Origin of the sequence: Rhizobium sp. CFBP 13726, assembly GCF_014841925.1 — a bacterium.
GTDB classification, from domain to species: domain Bacteria; phylum Pseudomonadota; class Alphaproteobacteria; order Rhizobiales; family Rhizobiaceae; genus Neorhizobium; species Neorhizobium soli.
Genome location: NZ_JACYUU010000001.1, coordinates 926,762 through 947,444 on the forward strand (window position 1 = coordinate 926,762; position 20,683 = coordinate 947,444).

Genomic DNA, 20,683 nt, shown 5'->3' on the forward strand with positions numbered 1-20,683 from the left:
GCAATCGATGTTTACGCAACAATGTAGCGGCAAATTGGCGCCGTCTTGTTGGAACCCATTGGCATTTTCGATTGGTTTCCTTATGTGGAACACCGAATACAGACTTTTTAAAAGGACATGGGCGTGACTGCTACATTCGACAAAGTTGCCGACATCATCGCTGAAACCAGCGAGATCGACCGCGAGACGATCACGCCGGAGAGCCACACGATCGACGATCTTGGCATCGACAGCCTGGACTTCCTCGACATCGTTTTCGCGATCGACAAGGAATTCGGGATCAAGATTCCGCTCGAGCAGTGGACCCAGGAAGTGAACGAGGGCAAGGTCTCGACGGAGGAATACTTCGTTCTGAAGAACCTCTGCGCCAAGATCGACGAACTGAAGGCGGCAAAGGGCTAAAGCCCAAAGCCGACGCAAGTTCATGCTGCTTGAATATTTCCAGATGATTGATCGGGTGGAAACGCTTGATCTCGCGGGAAAGACGCTGACTGCACGCTCGGTCGTTCCTGAAAAGAGCCCTGTTTTCGAAGGGCACTTTCCGGGAATGCCGCTCGTGCCGGGCGTGCTTTTGATCGAAACCATGGCGCAGGCATCCGGAATGCTGGTACTTGCGGCGACCGATTTCGCCGCGATGCCATTTCTGATGTCGGTGGACAGTGCCAAGATGCGTGCGTTTGTCGAGCCGAACGCCGTGCTCGACATCGAGGCGTTTCTGGAGCATGAGGGTTCCGGCTACATGGTGACAAAGGCAAAGATTACGTCGGGCGGCAAGAAGGTGTGCGATGCGCAGCTCAAGCTGCGGACCATGCCTTTCAGTGAAGTTCCGCTGGCGCCGATCGTGCGCAAGCGCGCCGAAGAGATCGGCCTCATTGCGGCGATGCAAGCCGGCACCTGACGCAAAGCCTTCGGGAATAATGCGGCCCGGACGGACCGGTTCTAAAGTGTGCCGTCGTGCCTGATGTCGTCGCTGGTCAATGGCCGCGCAAAGAGGACAGTTATGAAGTCTGACAATGATGTGGTGATTACCGGGGTCGGCATCGTGACCTCGCTCGGCGTCGGCATTGAGCCGCATGTCGCGTTTCTGACGGGATCGTCCATCGACGAGCCCAAGGTCGAAACGGAGCGTTTCAAACCCTATCCTGTCCATCCCATGCCTGAGATCGACTGGTCGGCCCAGATCGCCAAGCGCGGCGATCAGCGCCAGATGGAGAACTGGCAGCGTCTCGGCGTTTTCGCCGCAGGGCTCGCTCTCGACGACGCCGGCCTGAAGACGGATGCGGATGCCTGCGCCTCGATGGACATGATCGTTGCAGCCGGCGGCGGTGAGCGCGACATCAAGGTCGACTCGCTGATTGTCGACGAAGCCCTGAAGCGCAACGATCGCGACATGGTCTTGAACGAGAAGCTGACGACGGAGCTCCGTCCGACATTGTTCCTTGCCCAGCTTTCGAACCTGATGGCGGGCAATATCTCGATCGTCCACAAGGTCACCGGCTCGTCCCGCACCTTCATGGGCGAAGAATCGGCCGGTATCTCGGCCATCGAAACCGCCTTCCACCGCATCAAGGCGGGTCAGTCGAGCCACAGTCTCGTCGGTGGCGCCTTCGTGGCGGAACGGGCTGATATTCTTCTGCTGGTCGAGGGCATCCGTGCCCACGCGACAGGCGGCTGGCAGCCATTGTGGTCTCGCTCGCCGGACAATGGCGGCGGAATGATCACCGGTTCGGTGGGCGCCTTCCTGGTGCTCGAATCCCGCGGCTACGCGCAGGCGCGTGGTGCACGGATCTATGCAACGATCGATGCCGTCGAAGGCGATCGCGGCGACCGCGACGATGGCGGGCTCGAGAAGCGCATGTCGCGGCTCACCGCCCACGGCACGCAGGGGGCGGAAACTGTCGTGTTCTCCGGCGCGAGCGGCATGGTCGATCTCGCGAAGCGCGAAAAGACAGCGCTCGAGCAGGCTTTCCCGGGTTCCGCGATCCGCGGCTTTGGCGGCGTTACGGGCCACGCGATGGAAGCGCAGTTCCCGCTCGGCATCGCCCTTGCAGCGCTGACGCTCGAATCGACTGCCAAGGTCCCGGCCTTCGACGCCGCAAACGAGACGCCGATGGCGTCCCCGGCAAAGCAGGCGATTGTCACTACAGTTGGATATACACGCGGCGAGGGGATTGCTGTCCTCTCTGCTGAAGCGTGAAGGAGACAGTCATGAGTGACAACCGCTTCACGGATCATCTCGGCCGGCCCATCGTCGCGGTCACCGGCATGGGCGTCATCACCTCGCTCGGACAGGGTCTTGATGACAACTGGTCAGCGCTGACCTCTGGCACGTCGGGCATCCACAAGATCACCCGTTTTCCGACCGAAGGCCTTTCGACCCGCATCAGCGGCACGGTGGACTTCATCAAGGTTCCAGCCGAAAACTCGGTCGAGCGCTCGTTTGCCTTCGCCCGCGAGACAACGGCGGAAGCGTTGGCCCAAGCCGGCTTGTCCGGTGATTTCGACGGACCGCTGTTTCTGGCCGCTCCGCCAGTCGAGCCGGAATGGTCCGACCGTTTCGCGCTTGCAGACCGTGCACCGCCATCGACGCAGCAGGGCGATGCCTACGATCGCTTTCTGACGGCCATGCGCGAGCGTCCTGATCCTGTCTTTCTCGAAGCCGTCCAGTTCGGTTCGATTTCGGAGCGCCTGGCCGACAAGTTTGGTACCCGTGGCCTGCCCGTAACGCTTTCCACCGCCTGCGCCTCTGGTGCAACCGCGATCCAGCTCGGCGTCGAAGCGATCCGTCAGGGTCGTACCGACAAGGCGCTGGTCGCTGCGACCGACGGTTCTGTCAGCGTCGAGGCACTCGTGCGGTTCTCGCTTCTGTCTGCGCTTTCGACGCAAAACGACCCGCCGGAAAAGGCGTCCAAGCCGTTCAGCAAGGATCGTGACGGCTTCGTCATCGCTGAAGGCGCGGCAACGCTCGTTCTGGAGTCCCTGCAGTCGGCTATCGCGCGCGGCGCCAAGGTGCTCGGCATCGTCAAGGGTCTTGGCGAAAAGGCCGATCACTTCCACCGCACCCGCTCGTCCCCGGACGGCGGCCCGGCGATCGCCACGATCCGGGCGGCGCTTGAAGATGCGGGCATGGACGAAAGCGGCATCGGCTATATCAACGCCCACGGCACATCGACGCCGGAAAACGACAAGATGGAATATAGCTCCATGCTGGCGGTGTTCGGCGAGGGGTTGAAGGGGATTCCGGTGTCGTCGAACAAGTCGATGATCGGTCACACGCTGACGGCAGCCGGCGCTGTCGAAGCCGTGTTCTCGATCCAGACGATGCTGACCGGCACTCTGCCGCCGACCATCAACTACACCAATCCCGATCCGACGATCGAGCTGGATGTGGTGCCGAATGTGAAGCGGGACGGTGCGCCGAGGGCGGTTCTGTCCAATTCCTTCGGCTTCGGCGGCCAGAACGCCAGCCTTGTCATGACGCTTGAACCGGCGTAAGGCGAGCCCCCAAGAGATTTTATAGACTTTTGAACGCCCAAACGGGCGGAGGATGACCTGTTATGCGCGCGCTGCAACTGATTGATGACCGCAAGCTCGAAGCCGTCGACATTCCCGAGCCGGAGGCGCCGGGTCCCGGCGAAGTCACGTTGCGTGTCAAGGCCGTAGCACTCAATCACATCGACGTCTGGGGCTGGCGCGGTATGGCATTCGCCAAGCGCAAGATGCCGCTGACGATCGGCGCCGAGGCCTCCGGCGTCGTGGAAGCCATCGGTCCCGGTGTTTCGAATGTTCTGCCCGGCCAGCTTGTGTCGATTTACGGCGCCCGTACCTGTGGTCTCTGCAAGGCGTGCCGCGAAAAGCGCGACAACCTTTGCGAAAATGTCTCGGGTGTTCATGGCTTCCATCTCGATGGCTTCGCGCAGGAAAAGGCCAATCTTCCGGCCCGTCTTCTCGTTCCGGCACCTCCGGGCGTCGATGCCGTTGCAGCAGCACTCGCGCCTGTCACGTTCGGCACGGTCGAGCATATGCTGTTCGACAACGCCAAGCTCCAGCCCGGCGAGACGATCCTCATTCACGCCGGTGGCTCGGGCATCGGATCTGCCGCCATCCAGCTGGCAAAGAAAATGGGCTGCACGGTTATTACCACGGTCGGTTCGGACGACAAGATCGAAAAGGCCAAGGCCCTCGGCGCCGATCATGTCATCAACTACCGCGTCGATCGGTTTGAAGGCGTCGTGCGCAAGCTGACCAAGAAGAAGGGCGTTGATGTCGTCTTTGAACATGTCGGCAAGGATACCTGGGCGGGTTCCATGCTGTGCATGAAGCGCGGCGGACGCCTCGTCACTTGCGGCTCCACCTCGGGTGTTTCCACCGACCTCAACCTGATGATGCTGTTCCAGCAGCAGCTGAAGCTCATCGGCTCGTTTGGCTGCCGCATGGAGAACATGGCCGATGCCATGCAGAAGATGGCCCAGGGCATCGTTCATCCGGTGATCGACACAGAAGTCACGTTCGATGAAATCCACAAGGCACTTGCCCGCATGGAGAGCCGCCAGATCTTCGGCAAGATCGTCCTGAGGATGGACTGACCACGGATGAAGATGGTCATTACCCGGATTGTTCTGAAGCTTATCCACTTCCGCCAATGGCTGGTGGCGCAGCTCACGTTCGGGCTGCTGAATTTCCTGAAGATCTTCCCGGCGGATCCGGCGATCCGGTTTGCCGATCGCTTCGCACGCTACATCGGGCCGAAATTCTGGCGTCATAAACTGATGATGACCAATCTGCGCAACGCCTTTCCGGAAAAGGGTGAGGCGGAGCTGCAGGAGATCGCTGTCGCGAGTTGGGGACACATGGGCAGGCTCGCCGCCGAATATGTCTTCCTCGACCGGCTGTTCGATTTCGACCCCGAACAGGCAGAGCCGGGCAGGGTGGAAGTCTCGGGCACCCCGATCTTCCTGGACCTGCGCGACAACCCACGTCCGTTTATCGTCTTTACCGCCCACACCGGCAATTTCGAGCTCCTGCCTGTCGCCGGCAAGGCCTTTGGTCTCGAGGTCATGGTGTTGTTCCGTCCGCCGAACAACCCTTACATCGCCGATAAGGTCTTCTCGTTCCGCAGTGCCCGCATGGGGCAGCTCGTGCCGTCGCATGCGGGGTCATCGTTCTCGCTGGCAAGGCGCCTGGACGCGGGCGGGGGGGTCGGTGTCCTCGTCGACCAGAAGTTCAGAAAAGGCTTGTCGACCAATTTCTTCGGACGCCCTGTTAAGACGAACCCGCTTCTTGCCAAGCTCGTGCGTCAGTTTGATGCGGATGTCTATCCGGCCCGCTGCATCCGTCTCCCGAACAATCGTTTTCGCCTCGAGATAGAGCCTCGCATCGAACTTCCGCGAGACGAACGCGGCAATCTCGACATCCAGGGCACGTCTCAGGTCCTGAACGACAAGGTCGAATCCTGGGTGCGGGAATACCCTGAACAGTGGCTGTGGTATCACGACCGCTGGCACATCAAGAAAACGGTCACAGATTGATTTCCTGAGGCCACAATTCTCGTGGGTTGCAAGCGTCTACGGGTATTTACCGGCCATTTTTAGGGGCCGTTTTTGAGACTACATTTAACGTGTGATGTATTATACGAGATTGGACGCAGTCGTCTCAGAGGGCCACGGCTGACGTGAGGCTCGTGTGGAGAGGGCATTGTCTTGCAAGCATTGATCGATCTTTTCTGGTCGAAATATGGAGAGCTACAGCAGGCGATCGACCGCGAAGACGAGGCTTTGACAGCCAGTCTCGACCGCGAACTTGATCCTTTGCTCCTGGCGATCTTTGGCAGCGCCGAATCCGATGCCGGCAGCATTCAGGCCCAGTTCCGTTTTGCGCTCGACCTCCTGAATGAGGAAGCGGACGATCGCAGCTGCGTTCGGCGCAACGCTCACCTCCTGCAGACCCTGGTCGAGCGGTATCTTGCACCGCAGACGACCTGTGCGGAAGCGCCGGGAGCTCCCGGTGAGGGGCAGGACCAATCGTCGCCGATCGACCAAGCCGTCTCCAGCGGCATTCTCGACGATTCCCTCCTGAACCAGCTTTCGGACCGCATTCTTGTCGTCGCTCCCGGTTATCGCATTCTCTATTCCAACGAGACGAACGCGCAGCGGCTGAACATTCCCCGTGAGGAACTCGTCGGCCGGCATATCGGGGAATTTGTCGGTCTCCATCGATTTCGAAACGAGTTCAAGCCGAACCTGGACCGCTGCTTCGAAGGCGAAAGCACGTCGGTCACCTATGCAGATCAAGTCGGAGGCGAGACGCTTGTGCTTCGCTGCCGCATGTCGCCGTTCCAGCGGTCTTCAACGATGATCGGTGTTCTCCTGGTCATTCAAGAGACCGCCGATCGGCGGAAGAGGCCTGCGGCCTGACGCTCAGCGTTCCATGATTGCCCTCAACGACTGCAGATCCTTGAGGACATGCGCGGCATCCGCTTCGTGCGCCGCATCGTCGGTACCGGGTTGGCGCAAAAGAGTGAACAGAACTTCAGCTCCATCACCGTTCGGTATGATACGCAGCGCGTTGTCCATCGACATCCCGTTTTCCAACGTGACCCTGTGATCGATCACGCCGAAGTCGTTGTCGGGAGCGAAGTGAACACGGATTGTTCCAACCGGACCGCCATCGCCGATCCAGTCTTCACCTTCGGCGCGCAGGTCTGCGGCAAGGCCTGAAGCCCAGCTTGCCATGTTTTCCGGACGCCTTGCAAATGCGTAGACATCCCTCCAGTTCCGCTCGATCGAGAGGTGGATTACGCGTGCGGGCATGACCGTCATGAAGGCCTCCTTGGGTTCTACGCCGAGTGGCATGCCACTCGGAAATCCTCTTGATCGCACAAGCCGGCGCATCCGCGAATAAACGGGCTCGCTTTCGTCTTAGCCTTGCCGTTTGGAAACGAGGATGCCAAAACAGCGTCAAATTAAAACTGGAGGCATATCCGTGGAACAGGCAGAAATCGGTCTTATCGGTCTTGGCGTTATGGGTGCAAACCTCGCGCTCAACATCGCGGAAAAAGGCAACAAGATCGCCGTCTTCAACCGGACAGCGGAAGTTACCAAGAAATTCTACGCCGAGGCGGGCGCGTTGCAAGGCCAGATCGTTCCTTGCGAGACCTTGGAAGAATTCATCGCTGCAATCCGGCCCCCACGCCCGATCATCATCATGATCAAGGCCGGCGATCCGGTCGATCAGCAGATGGAGCTCCTGAAGCCCTATCTTTCTCAGGGCGACATCATGATCGATGCCGGCAACGCCAACTTCCGCGATACGATGCGCCGTTTCGAAAACCTCGAAGGTTCCGGCCTGACCTTTATCGGCATGGGCGTATCCGGTGGGGAAGAAGGAGCACGCCATGGACCGTCGATCATGGTCGGCGGTGCTGAGGAAAGCTGGAAGCGCGTCGAAAAGGTGCTGACCTCGATCTCCGCGAAATTCCACGATGAACCCTGCGTCGCCTGGCTCGGTGAAAACGGCGCCGGCCATTTCGTGAAAACGATCCATAACGGCATCGAATACGCTGACATGCAGATGATTGCCGAAATCTACGGCATCCTGCGCGATGGTCTCGGCATGGGCGCCACCGAAATCGGCGACGTCTTCGGCAAGTGGAATACCGGCCGCCTGAATTCGTACCTGATCGAGATTTCGGAAAAGGTCCTGAAGGCAAAGGACCCGATCTCCGGCAAGCCGATGGTCGACGTGATCGTTGATTCCGCCGGCCAGAAGGGCACCGGCAAGTGGTCGGTCATCGAAGCCCAGAACATGGGTGTCGCGGCAACCGCGATCGAGGCCGCCGTCGCCGGGCGTGTTCTGTCGTCTCAGCGCACCGAGCGCCTCGCCGCAGAAAAGCAGTTCGGATTGCCGAAGTCGATCGATGCGCCGGCAGACAGCGCGGCGTTCCTCGCCGATCTCGAAAACGCGCTGCTTGCGGCCAAGATCGGCGCCTATGCGCAGGGCTTTGCAGTGATGGCTGCCGCCTCCAAGGAGTACGGGTGGAACCTGCCGATGCCGACGATCGCCAAGATCTGGCGCGATGGCTGCATCATCCGTTCGGCCTTCCTCGATGAGATCACCTCGGCCTTCTCGAAGGACCCGGATGTTGCAAACCTGATCGTGACACTGGCATTTGCCCAGATGGTCGCAGACACCGACGGCGCACTTCGCCGCGTTGTCTCCTATGCCGTCATGTCCGGCCTGCCGGTTCCGGCACTCTCGTCCGCGCTGTCCTACTTCGATGCCTACCGTCGTGGACGCGGCACTGCGAACCTCATCCAGGCGCAGCGCGACTTCTTTGGTGCCCACGGTTTCGATCGCCTCGACGGCGTCGACAAGCACCATGGCCCGTGGGGCAGCGGACTAGCCGACTTCGCCTAAGACTATTTTGCAAACACCGAAAGCCCGGCCAAGCGCCGGGCTTTTTGCATTCGATCAGTCCTGTGGTGACTTGATCGACCATTCCGGTTGGCTGACGCTTTGCAAAAGCTCTGGGGCCGCCCCATCGATTCGGGCCAGCAAGGCCTTTGCAAGTTCCCGTCCCGCCCAACGGATATCCTCGTTTACAGCAAGGATTTCCGGCCTGATCCAGTTGAGAAATTCGGCCGACTGCTTTGACACGATATCGACATTGCGGCCGAGTTTTCGACCGGAAGCTTCAAGGCCTGAGGCGATCGCGATCGTTGCAGAGCCGCTCATCGAAATGATTCCATCAGGCGGTTGCGGAAGCCGCGACAGCTTCTCCGAATAGGCTCTGATATCCTCCAGCGACGTCTCCGTCGTGATCCGTCCCATCGGCACCTCGCTCAGGCCAAAGTCGGCTAGCGCCCGTTCGAAGCCGATGCGGCTATGGGTATAGTAGGCAAACCTGCTCTGTGGGGCGAGCAGACAGATATGCCGCCTGCCTCGCTTGGCGAGCCGCTCGACCGCCTGATAGGCAAACGCCGTGTTGTCGAAGTCGTGGTAGGGGTGCTCGATCCCCATACTGGTTCGGCCGTGGGTGACGAAAGGCAGGTTGCGCTCCGTCATCAGCCGCACACGCGGATCGTCCGGCTCGATCCTCGAGATGATCACGCCATCTGCCGATCCCGTATCGAGGATATAGCGCACCGGCACCATCGGGTCTTTCTCGAACGAGTGGGGCGTCAACACGAGGTGGTATTGCGTGCCCCCGAGAACCTCGGAAATGCCCTGAACCATCTGGCTGGAAAAGCCCATCAGTTCCTGTTCGATACTGAGCACGAGCGCGATCACATTGGTCTTGCCTGTGCGCAACCGGACGCCCGCCCGGTTCGGGTGATAGCCGAGCTGGCCGGCCACAAGTCGAACGCGTTCCTTCGTGTCGGCCCCAATGTCGGGTGCATCCTTGAGGGCCCGCGACACCGTCGTGATACCCAGCCCCGTCATGTAGGCAATTGTCTTAAGGGTCGGGCGTTGATTGCCGATCGTCCCGAAGGATCTACGTTTGTCTTCATCCATGGCTGCAGCTTTCTTGGAGATCACCGGCGACTGCGACCTTCTCCACAAGCACCGTTCATACGGGAAAAAACTGCAACGATACAGTCCTATTTTCGCTGAGAACCAACGACTTGCCGTCGATATACCCGTTACAACGCAGACGCACAATTCTTTTGCGGCTGCGAAGAAGGATCAATTCGATAATTCTATAAAGTATTGTTATGTAACGAGATAAGTGCATCAACACGAAGCACGCGGGCTGCTGTCGGACATCGCTGCGAACCTGCTCCAAATCTTTCACGCGATTTTCGGTTGCCCTTCATCGATGTTTGTCCTAGCCTTTTACTGCAACGTTTCAGTGAGGGAGGAGACTCATGCGCATCCGTGCTTTTGCAGCCGTTATGGCTGCCACCGTGGCATTGCCGTGCTTTGTTCAGGCAGCCGATCTTGAGGTCACCCATTGGTGGACGTCGGGGGGAGAGGCTGCAGCTGTCAAGGAACTGGCAAGCGCTTTCAATGCTACCGGCAACAAATGGGTTGATGGTGCCATCGCAGGTTCGGGAGGAACCGCGCGGCCGATCATGATCAGCCGGATCACCGGTGGTGACCCGATGGGTGCCACGCAGTTCAACCACGGCCGGCAGGCCGAAGAACTGGTTCAGTCAGGTCTCATGCGAGACCTGAGCGATGTGGCTGAGAAGGGTAAGTGGAAAGAGGTTATCAAGCCAGCCAACCTGCTCGACAGCTGCACGTTCGAGGGCAAAATCTATTGTGCTCCGATCAACATCCACTCGTGGCAATGGCTGTGGCTCTCGAACGCAGCCTTCAAGACGGCAGGCGTTGCCGTTCCGAAGGACTGGAACGAGTTCGTCGCAGCAGCGCCCGCGCTCAAGAAGGCCGGTATCCAGCCTTTGGCACTGGGTGGTCAGCCGTGGCAGGCCAATGGCCTGTTCGATACCTTGCTGATCTCGCTGGGCGGCAAAGACCTCTACGAGAAGGTCTACAAGGACAAGGACGCAAAGGTTGCTGCAGGGCCTGAAATGGCCAAGATCTTTGCAGCAGCCGACAAGGCACGCGAACTCGCCAAGGGTTCGAACGTACAGGACTGGAACCAGGCAACCAACATGGTGCTGACCGGCAAGGCCGGTGGCCAGGTCATGGGTGACTGGGCACAGGGTGAGTTCTCGCTGGCAGGAAAGACTGCCGGCACCGACTACACCTGCCTGCCAGGGCTCGGCATCAATGACGTGCTCACCACCAACGGCGATGCGATCTATTTCCCATTGCTGAAGGACGAGGCAAAATCGGAGGCGCAGAACGTTCTCGCCGAAACGATCGTCGATCCCAAGCTACAGGTCGCGTTCAACCTGAAAAAGGGATCGGTTCCGATCCGAGGCGATATCGACATGGCAGCCGCCAACGACTGCATGAAAAAGGGTATCGCGATCATCGCCAAGGGTAACACCGCCACCAGCACCGACCAGCTTGTCTCTGCCGATACGCAAAAACAGAAGGAAGATCTGATGTCGGAGTTCTTTAGCAGCTCCATCTCCGTGAAGGATGCTCAGGCGCGCTTCGTCGATATCATCAGCTCTGCGGACTGACACCGCTTCAAATCGCTGACCTTGACCGGCCCCGCATCAGCGCGGGGCCGGCCCGGAAACCTGCGGCCTTCACGCTGCAGCCGATCGAGGACAACACATGGCGAAAACCCATCAATCTGCCAGACCAAACCAGCTTTTTCGCAACCTGAACTCGAAAATTGCCTCCATCCCGATGATCTTCGTCGCGCTGGTAATTTTCCTCGGCGGTTCCGTCTGGACGGTCATCTACTCATTTACCAATTCGAGACTTCTGCCGCGCGCAACATTCGTCGGGTTTGATCAGTACGAGCGCTTGTGGGGCTCGGCACGTTGGCTGATCTCCATCCAGAATCTCGCGATCTACGGCATCCTGTCGCTGATCTTCAGCCTCGTTGTCGGCTTTGTGCTCGCCGCGCTGATGGACCAGAAGATCCGCTTCGAAAACGTTTTCCGGACGATCTTTCTCTATCCGTTCGCGCTGTCCTTCATCGTCACCGGCCTCGTCTGGCAATGGATCTTGAACCCCGAATTCGGCATCCAGCACATCGTCCGGTCGCTCGGTTGGGAGACCTTCGAATTCAATCCGGTCTATGACCCCGACATCGTCATCTACGGCATCCTGATTGCCGGGCTGTGGCAGGGCACGGGGCTCGTCATGTGCCTCATGCTCGCAGGTCTTCGCGGCATCGACGAGGATATCTGGAAAGCGTCGCGCGTCGACGGCATTCCGATGTGGCGGACCTACCTCTTCATCGTCATCCCTATGATGCGTCCGGTCTTCATCACCACGCTGGTCATCATCGCGAGCGGCATCGTCAAGCTCTACGATCTCGTCGTGGCGCAGACCTCAGGCGGACCCGGCAACGCGTCCGAAGTGCCCGCGAAATACGTCTACGACTACATGTTTCAGGCGCAGAACCTTGGCCAGGGCTTTGCCGCATCGACCATGATGCTGCTGACCGTCGCCATCATCATTGTCCCATGGGCTTATCTCGAATTCGGAGGGCGCAAGCGTGGCTAACGTTTCCACTTTCGACACCACATCGACCGTCGTCACAGATGCCGCAGTGCTGGCGACAACACCGTCACGCGCACTGGAGGGCCCGAGTGGTCGCAAACCAAAGCGCAGGCTCTCACGCCGCAACATCATCCTCTACGGCACGCTCGGCCTTGCGGCGCTTTACTACCTTCTGCCGCTTTACGTGATGGTCGTGACATCGCTAAAGGGCATGCCGGAGATACGGATGGGCAACGTCTTCTCGCCGCCCATGGAGATCACGTTCGAGCCCTGGGTAAAGGCATGGGCAGAAGCCTGCACCGGCCTCAATTGCGACGGCTTGTCACGCGGCTTCTGGAACTCCGTCCGCATCCTTTTGCCATCTGTGGTGGTCTCGATCTTCATCGCCTCGGTCAGCGGCTACTCGCTCGCCAACTGGCGCTTCAAAGGGTCGGAGCTGTTCTTCTCCATCCTGATCATCGGAGCCTTCATCCCCTACCAGGTCATGATCTATCCGATCGTCATCATCCTGCGTGAGATCGGGATCTACGGAACCCTGACCGGGCTGATCATCGTCCATACCATCTTCGGCATGCCGATCCTGACGCTTCTGTTCCGCAACTATTTCACCTCGCTGCCGGAAGAACTGTTCAAGGCGGCGCGCATCGATGGGGCCGGTTTCTGGCAGATCTACGGGCGCATCATGTTGCCCATGGCACTCCCGATCTTCGTGGTGGCGATGATCCTGCAGGTCACCGGCATCTGGAACGACTTCCTGTTCGGCGTCGTCTTCACGAGGCCCGACAGCTACCCGATGACGGTGCAGCTCAACAACATCGTCAACTCCGTGCAGGGGGTGAAGGAATACAACGTCAACATGGCGGCGACGCTTCTGACGGGTGCTGTCCCTCTCATCGTCTATTTCGTATCCGGCCGCCTTTTCGTCCGCGGCATCGCCGCTGGCGCAGTGAAGGGATGACCCCATGACCACTCTTTCCGTCCAGACACCACACACCAACGCATTTCCCCCAGGGGCAACCTCGTTGCCCGAAGCCTCTGCCGAATCGGGCGAGCACAGCGTCTCGATCCGCGACCTGTCGCTGTCCTTCGGGGCGGTCACGGTTCTGGAAGACCTGAACCTCGACATTCACGATGGTGAATTCCTTGTTCTGCTCGGTTCCTCCGGCTGCGGGAAATCGACGCTCCTCAACTGCATCGCCGGCTTGCTGGAGCCGACCGATGGCCAGATCTTCATCAAGGGCCGCAACGTCACCTGGGAGGAACCCAAGGATCGCGGCATCGGCATGGTGTTCCAGTCCTATGCGCTTTACCCGCAGATGACGGTCGAAAAGAACCTGTCCTTCGGCCTGCGGGTTGCCGGACTGCCGAAGGAAGACATCGCCAAACGCGTCGCGCGTGCTTCGGCGATCCTGCAGATCGAACCGCTTCTGCAGCGAAAGCCGGCAGCTCTTTCCGGCGGCCAGCGGCAGCGTGTCGCCATCGGCCGTGCGCTGGTGCGCGATGTCGACGTCTTCCTGTTCGATGAGCCGCTTTCCAACCTGGACGCAAAGCTCAGATCCGAGCTGCGCGTCGAGATCAAGCGGCTGCATCAGCAGCTCAAGAACACGATGATCTACGTGACCCACGACCAGATCGAGGCGCTGACGCTGGCAGACCGCATCGCCATCATGAAGAGCGGCGTCATCCAGCAGCTCGCCGATCCGGTCACAATCTACAACCGACCGAAGAACAAGTTCGTCGCGGGCTTCATCGGTTCACCCTCGATGAATTTCCTGGATGGCGAGCTGGCGGAAGAGGGCGGCCGTCCCGTGTTCAAGACGAACGGCGTCAGCTTCCTGCTCGACGGTTACAGCGCATCTGAACCGTTAACGCCCGGGCGCAAGGTCGTCCTCGGCGTCCGTCCAGAACATATCAAGGTCGATGCCGATATCGCCGGAGAGGAAATCCATGAGGCGATCGTCGACATCGAGGAGCCGATGGGTGCAGACAATCTCATCTGGCTGAAACTCGCCGCTCACACTCTGTCCGTTCGCGTCGGCGGAGCCCGTCGTTACGCTGTCGGATCGAAGGTCCGGCTGGGCTTCGACATGACCATGGCGTCGCTGTTCGATGCGGCGACCGAGGAGCGGATCTGATCCGCAGCTTTTCAACAGTTCACCTCTCCCCAGGAGGGTGACCAGCCGTGGGAGCGGTATTCTCGCTTTCCGCGGACCAAAGTTTCATTGCAAGGAGAATGACATGACGACGCTCGGTTTCCAGCTTTACAGCGCCCGCAATTTCCCGCCGCTATCCGATGTTCTGAAACTCGTGGCCAGTCACGGCTACCGTGAGGTCGAGGGCTATGGCGGTCTCTACGGAACGCTCGACGAGGCCGGTCTTCAGAAGTTTCGTGCAGAGCTCGATGCCAACGAACTCACGATGCCCACAGGCCATTTCGGTCTCGACCTCCTCGAACAGGAGCCTGACCAGGCACTGCTGATCGCAAAGACGCTCGGCATCAGTGCCATCTATTGCCCCCACCTCGCAGCCGATCAGAGACCCACGGATGCGGAAGGCTGGTTCGCCTTCGGTCAGCGCCTGCAGGAAGCCGGAAAACGCTATCAGGATGCCGGCTATACATTCGGTTGGCACAACCACGATTTCGAGTTCAAGCAGTTGCCGGATGGCTCCACGCCCCAGGAACAGATCTTTGCCGGCGGCCCTGATCTGAGTTGGGAAGCGGATATCGCCTGGGTCGTCCGTGGCGGCGCCGATCCGTTCACCTGGATCGAAAGCTACGGCAAGAAGATCTCGGCGGTTCACGTCAAGGACATCGCGCCAGCGGGCGAGAACACGGATGAAGACGGATGGGCCGATGTCGGCCATGGCACCGTGCCGTGGAAAGATCTGATGGCGGCACTGAAGAAGACACCCGCCAAGCACTTCGTGCTGGAGCACGACAACCCGAAGGATATCGAGCGGCTCGCATCCCGTTCGATGGCCGCCTTCAACACCTACTGAATTCAGATATTGGATCGGAGTTTCCCATGACCAAGGAACTTGGCGTCGGCATCATCGGATGCGGCAACATTTCCATGACCTATTTCGCGCTGTCTCCGCTGTTTAAGGGGATCAAGGTTCTGGCCTGCGCCGACCTCAATCCGGAGGCGGCGCGGCAGCGGGCAACAGAATACGGCGTGAAGGCGCAGACCATTCCGGAGCTGCTCGCTAATGACGAGCTGGACGTGATCGTCAACCTGACGATCCCGGCCGCGCATTTCGAGGTCTCGAAGGCCATTCTCGATGCCGGCAAGCACGTCTATTCCGAAAAGCCACTGACCATCACGCTGGAAGAGGGAAAGCAGTTGCAGGCGCTTGGACGGGAAAAGGGGCTGGCGATCGGTTGTGCGCCGGACACTTTTTTGGGCGGCGCACACCAGCTGGCCCGAAAATTCATCGATGACGGCGGCGTGGGACGCATCACGTCGGGTACATGCCATGTCATGAGTCCGGGCATGGAAATGTGGCACCCGAACCCCGGCTTCTTCTTTCTCAACGGCGGAGGTCCGATCCTTGATCTCGGGCCGTACTACATCGCCAACCTCGTCAACTTCCTCGGCCCCGTCAAACGGGTCGCGGCATTGACGTCGATGGCCAATCCGACGCGCACGATCACCAGCGAGCCTCTGAAGGGCCAGAGCATCCCTGTCGAGACCCCGACCAATATCCACGCTCTGCTCGAGTTCGCGGCAGGCGCAACGATCACGCTCTCGGCCAGCTGGGATGTCTGGTCGCATCGTCATGCCAATATGGAACTCTACGGCACGGAAGGCTCGATCTACGTCCCCGACCCGAACTTCTTCGGTGGCGTGGTGGAAGCAAGCGGCCGCGACAAGGATATCCAGCCGCTCAAGGACTGGGATCATCCTTTCAGCAAAAACAACCAGGAGCATCCGACGAACGGTCCGCGTGCAAACTATCGCACCGCAGGTCTGGCCGACATGGCAATGGCACTGATCGAGGGGCGCGACATCCGCTGCTCGATCGACCGGGCGCTGCATGGCGTCGACGTGATGACCTCGATCCTGAAATCCGGGAAAGAGGGCAATTTCGTCGCGACCACAACGACCTGCACCCAACCGGCCGCGCTCGGCATCGATGAAGCGCTGGCGCTTCTTGTCTGATACTCTATGACGTGCACGGCGCCGAAGAAGAGGTCGGCGCCGTTTTTCATTCGGAGGATTTTTCAAAGATGGCTTGGCACCCGGCGGACAACCGCTACGACACAATGAAATATAATCGCTGCGGCCGGTCCGGCCTCAAACTTCCGGCGATCTCGCTCGGCCTGTGGCACAATTTCGGCGACGACACGCCGCACCAGCGCAAGGTTGATATCTGCAGAAAAGCCTTCGATCTCGGCATCACCCATTTCGATCTCGCCAACAATTACGGCCCGAAGGCTGGCAGCGCCGAAACGGCCTTCGGCCAGATCCTGCGCGATGAGTTTCATGGACTGCGGGATGAACTGATCATCTCGTCGAAAGCCGGCTACAACATGTGGCCCGGCCCTTACGGCGAATGGGGCAGCCGCAAGTACCTGATCGCGTCCTGCGACCAGAGCCTGAAGCGCATGGGTCTCGACTATGTCGATATCTTCTATTCGCACCGCTTCGATCCGGATACGCCGCTGGAGGAAACCTGCGGCGCGCTGGATCACATCGTTCGCTCGGGCAGGGCGCTCTACGTCGGCCTCTCGTCCTACAATTCGCAGCGCACGCGGGAAGCTACGGCGATCCTGAAGGCTCTGGGCACGCCTGTTCTCATCCACCAGCCGAGCTATTCAATGATCAATCGCTGGGTCGAGGAAGACGGTCTGCTCGACACGCTGGATGATCTCGGCGTCGGCTCGATCGTGTTTTCGCCGCTGGCTCAGGGCATGCTCACATCGAAATATCTGGGCGGCATTCCAGAAGACAGCCGTGCCGCCCAGGGCAAGTCGCTGCGCCCGGCCTTCCTCAACGACAAGAATGTCGAGAACCTCAAAGGTCTGAACGCGATCGCCGAACGGCGAGGTCAGACGCTGGCGCAGATGGCGCTTGCGTGGGTTCTGCGCGGCGGCCGCGTGACCACGGCGCTGATCGGCGCCAGCCGTCCGGAACAGGTCGAGGATTGCGTCAAGGCGCTTGAGAACCCGGAATTCACGGCAGCTGAACTGTCCGAGATCGACGGTTACGCCAAGGAGGCCGATATCAACCTCTGGGCAGCGTCGGCCGAACGCGAGGGTCCCGCCCGCAAGTGAACCTCCCCACAGCGGGAGACACGGGTGCAGACTGAGGAGAGAGCAGTATGCGCCCTGAGACTTTACGACCACCGGAGGAAATCTATGATCCGCAATCCGATCCTGCCGGGTTTCAATCCCGATCCATCGATCTGCCGTGTCGGCGAGGACTATTATATCGCGACCTCCACATTCGAGTGGTATCCGGGCGTTCAGATCCACCACTCCCGCGACCTCGTGAACTGGACGCTCGTGCGGCGGCCTCTGGAGCGGAAAAGCCAGCTCGACATGCGCGGCAATCCCGACAGCTGCGGCGTCTGGGCACCGTGCCTCTCCCATGCGGATGGATTGTTTTGGTTGGTCTATACCGACGTGAAACGGTTCGACGGCAGCTTCAAGGACGCTTACAATTACATTGTCACATCGCCGACGATTGAAGGTGAATGGTCGGACCCGATCTATGTCAATTCCTCCGGCTTCGATCCGTCGCTGTTTCACGACGACGACGGGCGAAAGTGGTTCCTGAACATGCAGTGGAACCACCGGACCGAGAGCTTTGGCGGCGCGCCGAAATCGCCCGCGTTCGATGGCATCCTCATGCAGGAATGGGACGCCGAGACGAAGACGTTGAAGGGTCCCATCATCAACATCTTCCCGGGCAGTCCGCTCGGGCTCGTCGAGGGCCCGCATCTCTTCAAACGCAATGGCTGGTACTATCTGACGACGGCAGAAGGCGGCACAGGCTATAACCACGCCGTAACGATGGCCCGGTCCAAGTCGATCGGCGGCCCTTATGAGCTTCATCCCGCGAGCCACCTCATCACGTCCAAGGATGCACCGGAAGCTTTGCTGCAGCGGTCCGGACACGGGCAATATGTGGAGACGCCGGAAGGCGAGGTCTATCACACCCACCTCTGCAGCCGACCGATCGAACCGCATCGCCGCTCACCGCTCGGGCGCGAGACGGCGCTGCAGAAATGCGTCTGGAAGGACGACTGGCTCTATCTCGAACATGGAGGTGTGGTTCCCGTTGTCGACGTCCCCGTGACGAACGGCACCGAGGTGGCTCAGGATGCTGGTCGGGTGGCGCAGGGGTTCGACAAGGCAGTGCTGCCGAGCGAATTCCAGTGGCTGCGCACGCCGGAGCCGGAGCGGATCTTCAGCCTGACGGAGCGCCCCGGACATCTGCGCCTGATCGGCCGGGAAAGCATCGGTTCCTGGTTCGAGCAGGCGCTCGTTGCCCGCAGGCAGGAGCACCATCGCTTCCGCGCCGAGACGGTCGTCGATTTCTCGCCCGATACCTATCAGCAGGTGGCAGGCCTTACCCATTACTACAATCGCCACAAGCTGCATGCCGTTGCCGTCACGCTGCACGAGAAGCTTGGCCGCGTCGTAACGGTGCTGTCATGCCCCGGTGACTTCCCGCATGCAAAGCTCGTCTGGCCAGCCGGAAGCGGCGTGCCGGTGCCGGATGGACCGGTGCATCTGGCGATCGAGGTCCATGACAATGATCTCCAGTTCTTCTGGCGCGCCGGTGGAGCGAATGACTGGGAACCGATCGGGCCGAAGCTGGATGCCTCTGTCATCTCAGACGAAGGCGGTCGCGGCGAGCATGGCTCATTCACCGGCGCATTCGTGGGCGTGTTCGCCTTCGATACCTCAGGTCGTGCGAAAGCCGCTGATTTCGACGACTTCGTATACGAGCCAATCGTATGAGAAGCTCCCGTAGCGCTTAACTTCCTGCGATAAGATATGACGCCAAGGCACTAGGATCATTACGTAAGTTTAATCTTGCATTCATATCGCGTTCATCGGTTGGGCTCTAATTCTCTCGTGTGTTCAATACGAGGAAACAACCATGAAGAAGTTCATCATTGCCATGCTCGCCGCTACCGTTCTGGTCGCGCCGATCGCCTCCACAGCGCAGGCGCAGGATTGGCGCAAGGGTCCGGAGCATCACCGCCCGGCCGGCAAGCATGTCGTCATCGAAAAGAAGAAAGTCGTCGTCACCAAGAAGCGCTGGGTGCGGGGTCATCGCATGTCGGCCGCTGAGCGCCGCCATATGGCGGAAGTCCGCGATTATCGCCGCTACCGCCTGTCGGCCCCGCCGCGCGGTCAGCGTTGGGTGAAGGTGGATAACGACTTCCTGCTCGTCGGCATCACCAGTGGCGTGATCGCAAGCATCATTTCCGGCCGATAAATTGAGTTGGGGGACGTCGAGTGTTCGACGTCCCCCACCTGTTTCTCTCAACACGCGGCACTGCAGGTCGCAGCACCGCGAATGTCCTGGAGATCAGGAAGCCTGCGAGAGGCAGGTCTTCAACGACGTTGCGAGACCACGCATCAGATCGAAGTAGAGATCCGGCCCCTCGGTCAGTGCGCCTGCTTCCGGATCAAGAACGCCGGAACGCGCCTTGCTTCCTTCCGTCACCACCTTCACCAGCTTTGGCTCGAACTGCGGCTCGGCGAACACGCAGGTGGCGCCAAGCTCCTCCACCTTCTGGTGGATTTCCTTCACGCGCTCGGCGCCGGGAATGGATTCCGGGCTCACCGTGATCGATCCCGCAACCTTCACGCCGTAGCGGTTCTCGAAATACTGGTAGGCGTCGTGGAATACGATGAAAGGCTTGTCCTTGACCGGCTCGAGCGTGGTCTTCAGTTCCGTGTCGAGCGCATCGAGCCGCTTCATCATATCAGCCCCGTTCGCCTGGTAGGTCGTGGCGTTTTCCGGGTCGGCCTGCACAAGCGCCTTTTCAATATCCTCCACCATCGCCTTGGCATTCATCGGGTCGAGCCATAGATGCACGTCATTGCCGTCATGGTCGTGGTCGCCGTCGTCCTCCGCGCCGGCTGCGTGATCCTCGCTGCCGTGGCTATGACCGTGATCATGGCCTTCCTCTTCGGCTTCCGGCTCGAACACACCGCCCTCGCGGAACTTCAGTTTGGTCAGGCCCGGCGCGTCTTCCAGGCTTACCACGGCAGCCTTGGTGCCGAGCGCTTCCAGCGGCTTTTCCAGAAACGCTTCCATTCCATGGCCGACCCAGAAGATCAGGTCGGCTTTCTGCAGGGCCGACGCTTTGGATGGGCGCATGTTGTAGGTATGCGGGGAGGCCGCGCCCTCGACGATCAGCTTCGGCTCCGCCACGCCTTTCATGACCGAGGCGACCAGCGAATGGATCGGCTTGATCGAGACCACGACGCTGGGTGCATCGGCAAATGCGTTCGATGCGGTCATCAGGGCCGAGCATGAGAGGAGGAGGGTTGCGGCAAATTTCATCGGATAGCTCCTTGTGACATTACGTAATGTTATTACATCAATTGCGTTATGCTATA

At 59.8% G+C, this 20,683-nt stretch carries 20 protein-coding genes; 17 read left to right on the plus strand and 3 right to left on the minus strand.

Features of this window, described 5'->3' with window-relative positions; genetic code table 11:
• Window positions 1–117: 117 nt before the first annotated feature.
• The 7 genes from IFT66_RS04570 to IFT66_RS04600 all read left to right on the plus strand — a co-directional run bounded on the left by IFT66_RS04570 (window position 118) and on the right by IFT66_RS04600 (window position 6,413).
• Window positions 118–402, plus strand: a complete 285-nt coding sequence (locus IFT66_RS04570; RefSeq protein WP_092662234.1) for an acyl carrier protein — start codon at window positions 118–120, stop codon at window positions 400–402.
• 22 nt (window positions 403–424) lie between these two features.
• Window positions 425–898, plus strand: a complete 474-nt coding sequence (locus IFT66_RS04575) for a 3-hydroxyacyl-ACP dehydratase FabZ family protein (RefSeq protein ID WP_062457169.1) — start codon at window positions 425–427, stop codon at window positions 896–898.
• Between the two features lie 102 nt (window positions 899–1,000).
• Window positions 1,001–2,197, plus strand: a complete 1,197-nt coding sequence (locus tag IFT66_RS04580) for a beta-ketoacyl-ACP synthase (protein WP_192076858.1) — start codon at window positions 1,001–1,003, stop codon at window positions 2,195–2,197.
• Window positions 2,198–2,208: 11 nt separating this feature from the next.
• The gene (locus tag IFT66_RS04585) at window positions 2,209–3,495 is read left to right on the plus strand and encodes a beta-ketoacyl-ACP synthase (protein ID WP_062457163.1); all 1,287 of its coding nucleotides are present in this window, start codon (window positions 2,209–2,211) and stop codon (window positions 3,493–3,495) included.
• Between the two features lie 62 nt (window positions 3,496–3,557).
• A complete protein-coding gene (locus IFT66_RS04590) occupies window positions 3,558–4,586 on the plus strand; it encodes a zinc-binding dehydrogenase (RefSeq protein WP_062457160.1) in 1,029 nt (342 codons plus the stop codon).
• A 6-nt stretch (window positions 4,587–4,592) separates the two neighbouring features.
• The gene (locus IFT66_RS04595; protein ID WP_062457157.1) at window positions 4,593–5,528 is read left to right on the plus strand and encodes a lipid A biosynthesis lauroyl acyltransferase; all 936 of its coding nucleotides are present in this window, start codon (window positions 4,593–4,595) and stop codon (window positions 5,526–5,528) included.
• A gap of 171 nt (window positions 5,529–5,699) precedes the next feature.
• Window positions 5,700–6,413: a PAS domain-containing protein gene (locus tag IFT66_RS04600; RefSeq protein ID WP_162237989.1), complete on the plus strand. Its 714-nt coding sequence runs from the start codon at window positions 5,700–5,702 to the stop codon at window positions 6,411–6,413.
• A gap of 3 nt (window positions 6,414–6,416) precedes the next feature.
• On the opposite strand, the gene IFT66_RS04605 is transcribed toward IFT66_RS04600, so the two are convergent.
• Window positions 6,417–6,818, minus strand: coding sequence for an SRPBCC family protein (locus IFT66_RS04605; protein WP_192076859.1), 402 nt, complete (start codon window positions 6,816–6,818; stop codon window positions 6,417–6,419).
• Between the two features lie 163 nt (window positions 6,819–6,981).
• Here IFT66_RS04605 and gndA point away from each other — a divergent pair, with 163 nt between their 5' ends.
• Window positions 6,982–8,415 (plus strand): NADP-dependent phosphogluconate dehydrogenase, encoded by a 1,434-nt coding sequence (gene gndA, locus IFT66_RS04610; RefSeq protein WP_192076860.1) that lies wholly within the window; start codon window positions 6,982–6,984, stop codon window positions 8,413–8,415.
• Between the two features lie 54 nt (window positions 8,416–8,469).
• Here gndA and IFT66_RS04615 read toward each other — a convergent pair whose 3' ends face one another.
• Window positions 8,470–9,513, minus strand: a complete 1,044-nt coding sequence (locus IFT66_RS04615; RefSeq protein ID WP_062581404.1) for a LacI family transcriptional regulator — start codon at window positions 9,511–9,513, stop codon at window positions 8,470–8,472.
• A 353-nt stretch (window positions 9,514–9,866) separates the two neighbouring features.
• Here IFT66_RS04615 and IFT66_RS04620 point away from each other — a divergent pair, with 353 nt between their 5' ends.
• The 9 genes from IFT66_RS04620 to IFT66_RS04660 all read left to right on the plus strand — a co-directional run bounded on the left by IFT66_RS04620 (window position 9,867) and on the right by IFT66_RS04660 (window position 19,550).
• Entirely contained in the window at window positions 9,867–11,096 is a 1,230-nt protein-coding gene (locus tag IFT66_RS04620) for an ABC transporter substrate-binding protein (protein ID WP_192076861.1), read from the plus strand.
• A gap of 97 nt (window positions 11,097–11,193) precedes the next feature.
• On the plus strand, window positions 11,194–12,096 hold the full coding sequence (locus tag IFT66_RS04625) for a carbohydrate ABC transporter permease (RefSeq protein ID WP_062457134.1): 903 nt from the start codon (window positions 11,194–11,196) through the stop codon (window positions 12,094–12,096).
• Window positions 12,089–13,051, plus strand: coding sequence for a carbohydrate ABC transporter permease (locus tag IFT66_RS04630; RefSeq protein ID WP_062457132.1), 963 nt, complete (start codon window positions 12,089–12,091; stop codon window positions 13,049–13,051). Before IFT66_RS04625 ends, IFT66_RS04630 begins: the two co-directional genes overlap by 8 nt.
• Window positions 13,052–13,055: 4 nt before the next feature.
• On the plus strand, window positions 13,056–14,228 hold the full coding sequence (locus IFT66_RS04635; protein WP_192076862.1) for an ABC transporter ATP-binding protein: 1,173 nt from the start codon (window positions 13,056–13,058) through the stop codon (window positions 14,226–14,228).
• A gap of 103 nt (window positions 14,229–14,331) precedes the next feature.
• Window positions 14,332–15,093, plus strand: coding sequence for a sugar phosphate isomerase/epimerase family protein (locus IFT66_RS04640; RefSeq protein ID WP_192076863.1), 762 nt, complete (start codon window positions 14,332–14,334; stop codon window positions 15,091–15,093).
• 26 nt (window positions 15,094–15,119) lie between these two features.
• On the plus strand, window positions 15,120–16,256 hold the full coding sequence (locus IFT66_RS04645) for a Gfo/Idh/MocA family protein (RefSeq protein WP_192076864.1): 1,137 nt from the start codon (window positions 15,120–15,122) through the stop codon (window positions 16,254–16,256).
• 68 nt (window positions 16,257–16,324) lie between these two features.
• Window positions 16,325–17,371: an L-glyceraldehyde 3-phosphate reductase gene (mgrA, locus tag IFT66_RS04650; protein WP_192076865.1), complete on the plus strand. Its 1,047-nt coding sequence runs from the start codon at window positions 16,325–16,327 to the stop codon at window positions 17,369–17,371.
• Between the two features lie 84 nt (window positions 17,372–17,455).
• Window positions 17,456–19,066 carry a glycoside hydrolase family 43 protein gene (locus tag IFT66_RS04655; RefSeq protein WP_192076866.1) on the plus strand — a complete coding sequence of 537 codons (1,611 nt, stop codon included), beginning with the start codon at window positions 17,456–17,458 and terminating at the stop codon, window positions 19,064–19,066.
• Window positions 19,067–19,208: 142 nt separating this feature from the next.
• Window positions 19,209–19,550, plus strand: a complete 342-nt coding sequence (locus tag IFT66_RS04660; RefSeq protein ID WP_062457117.1) for an RcnB family protein — start codon at window positions 19,209–19,211, stop codon at window positions 19,548–19,550.
• A 93-nt stretch (window positions 19,551–19,643) separates the two neighbouring features.
• On the opposite strand, the gene IFT66_RS04665 is transcribed toward IFT66_RS04660, so the two are convergent.
• A complete protein-coding gene (locus IFT66_RS04665) occupies window positions 19,644–20,627 on the minus strand; it encodes a metal ABC transporter solute-binding protein, Zn/Mn family (protein ID WP_192076867.1) in 984 nt (327 codons plus the stop codon).
• Between the last annotated feature and the right edge of the window lie 56 nt (window positions 20,628–20,683).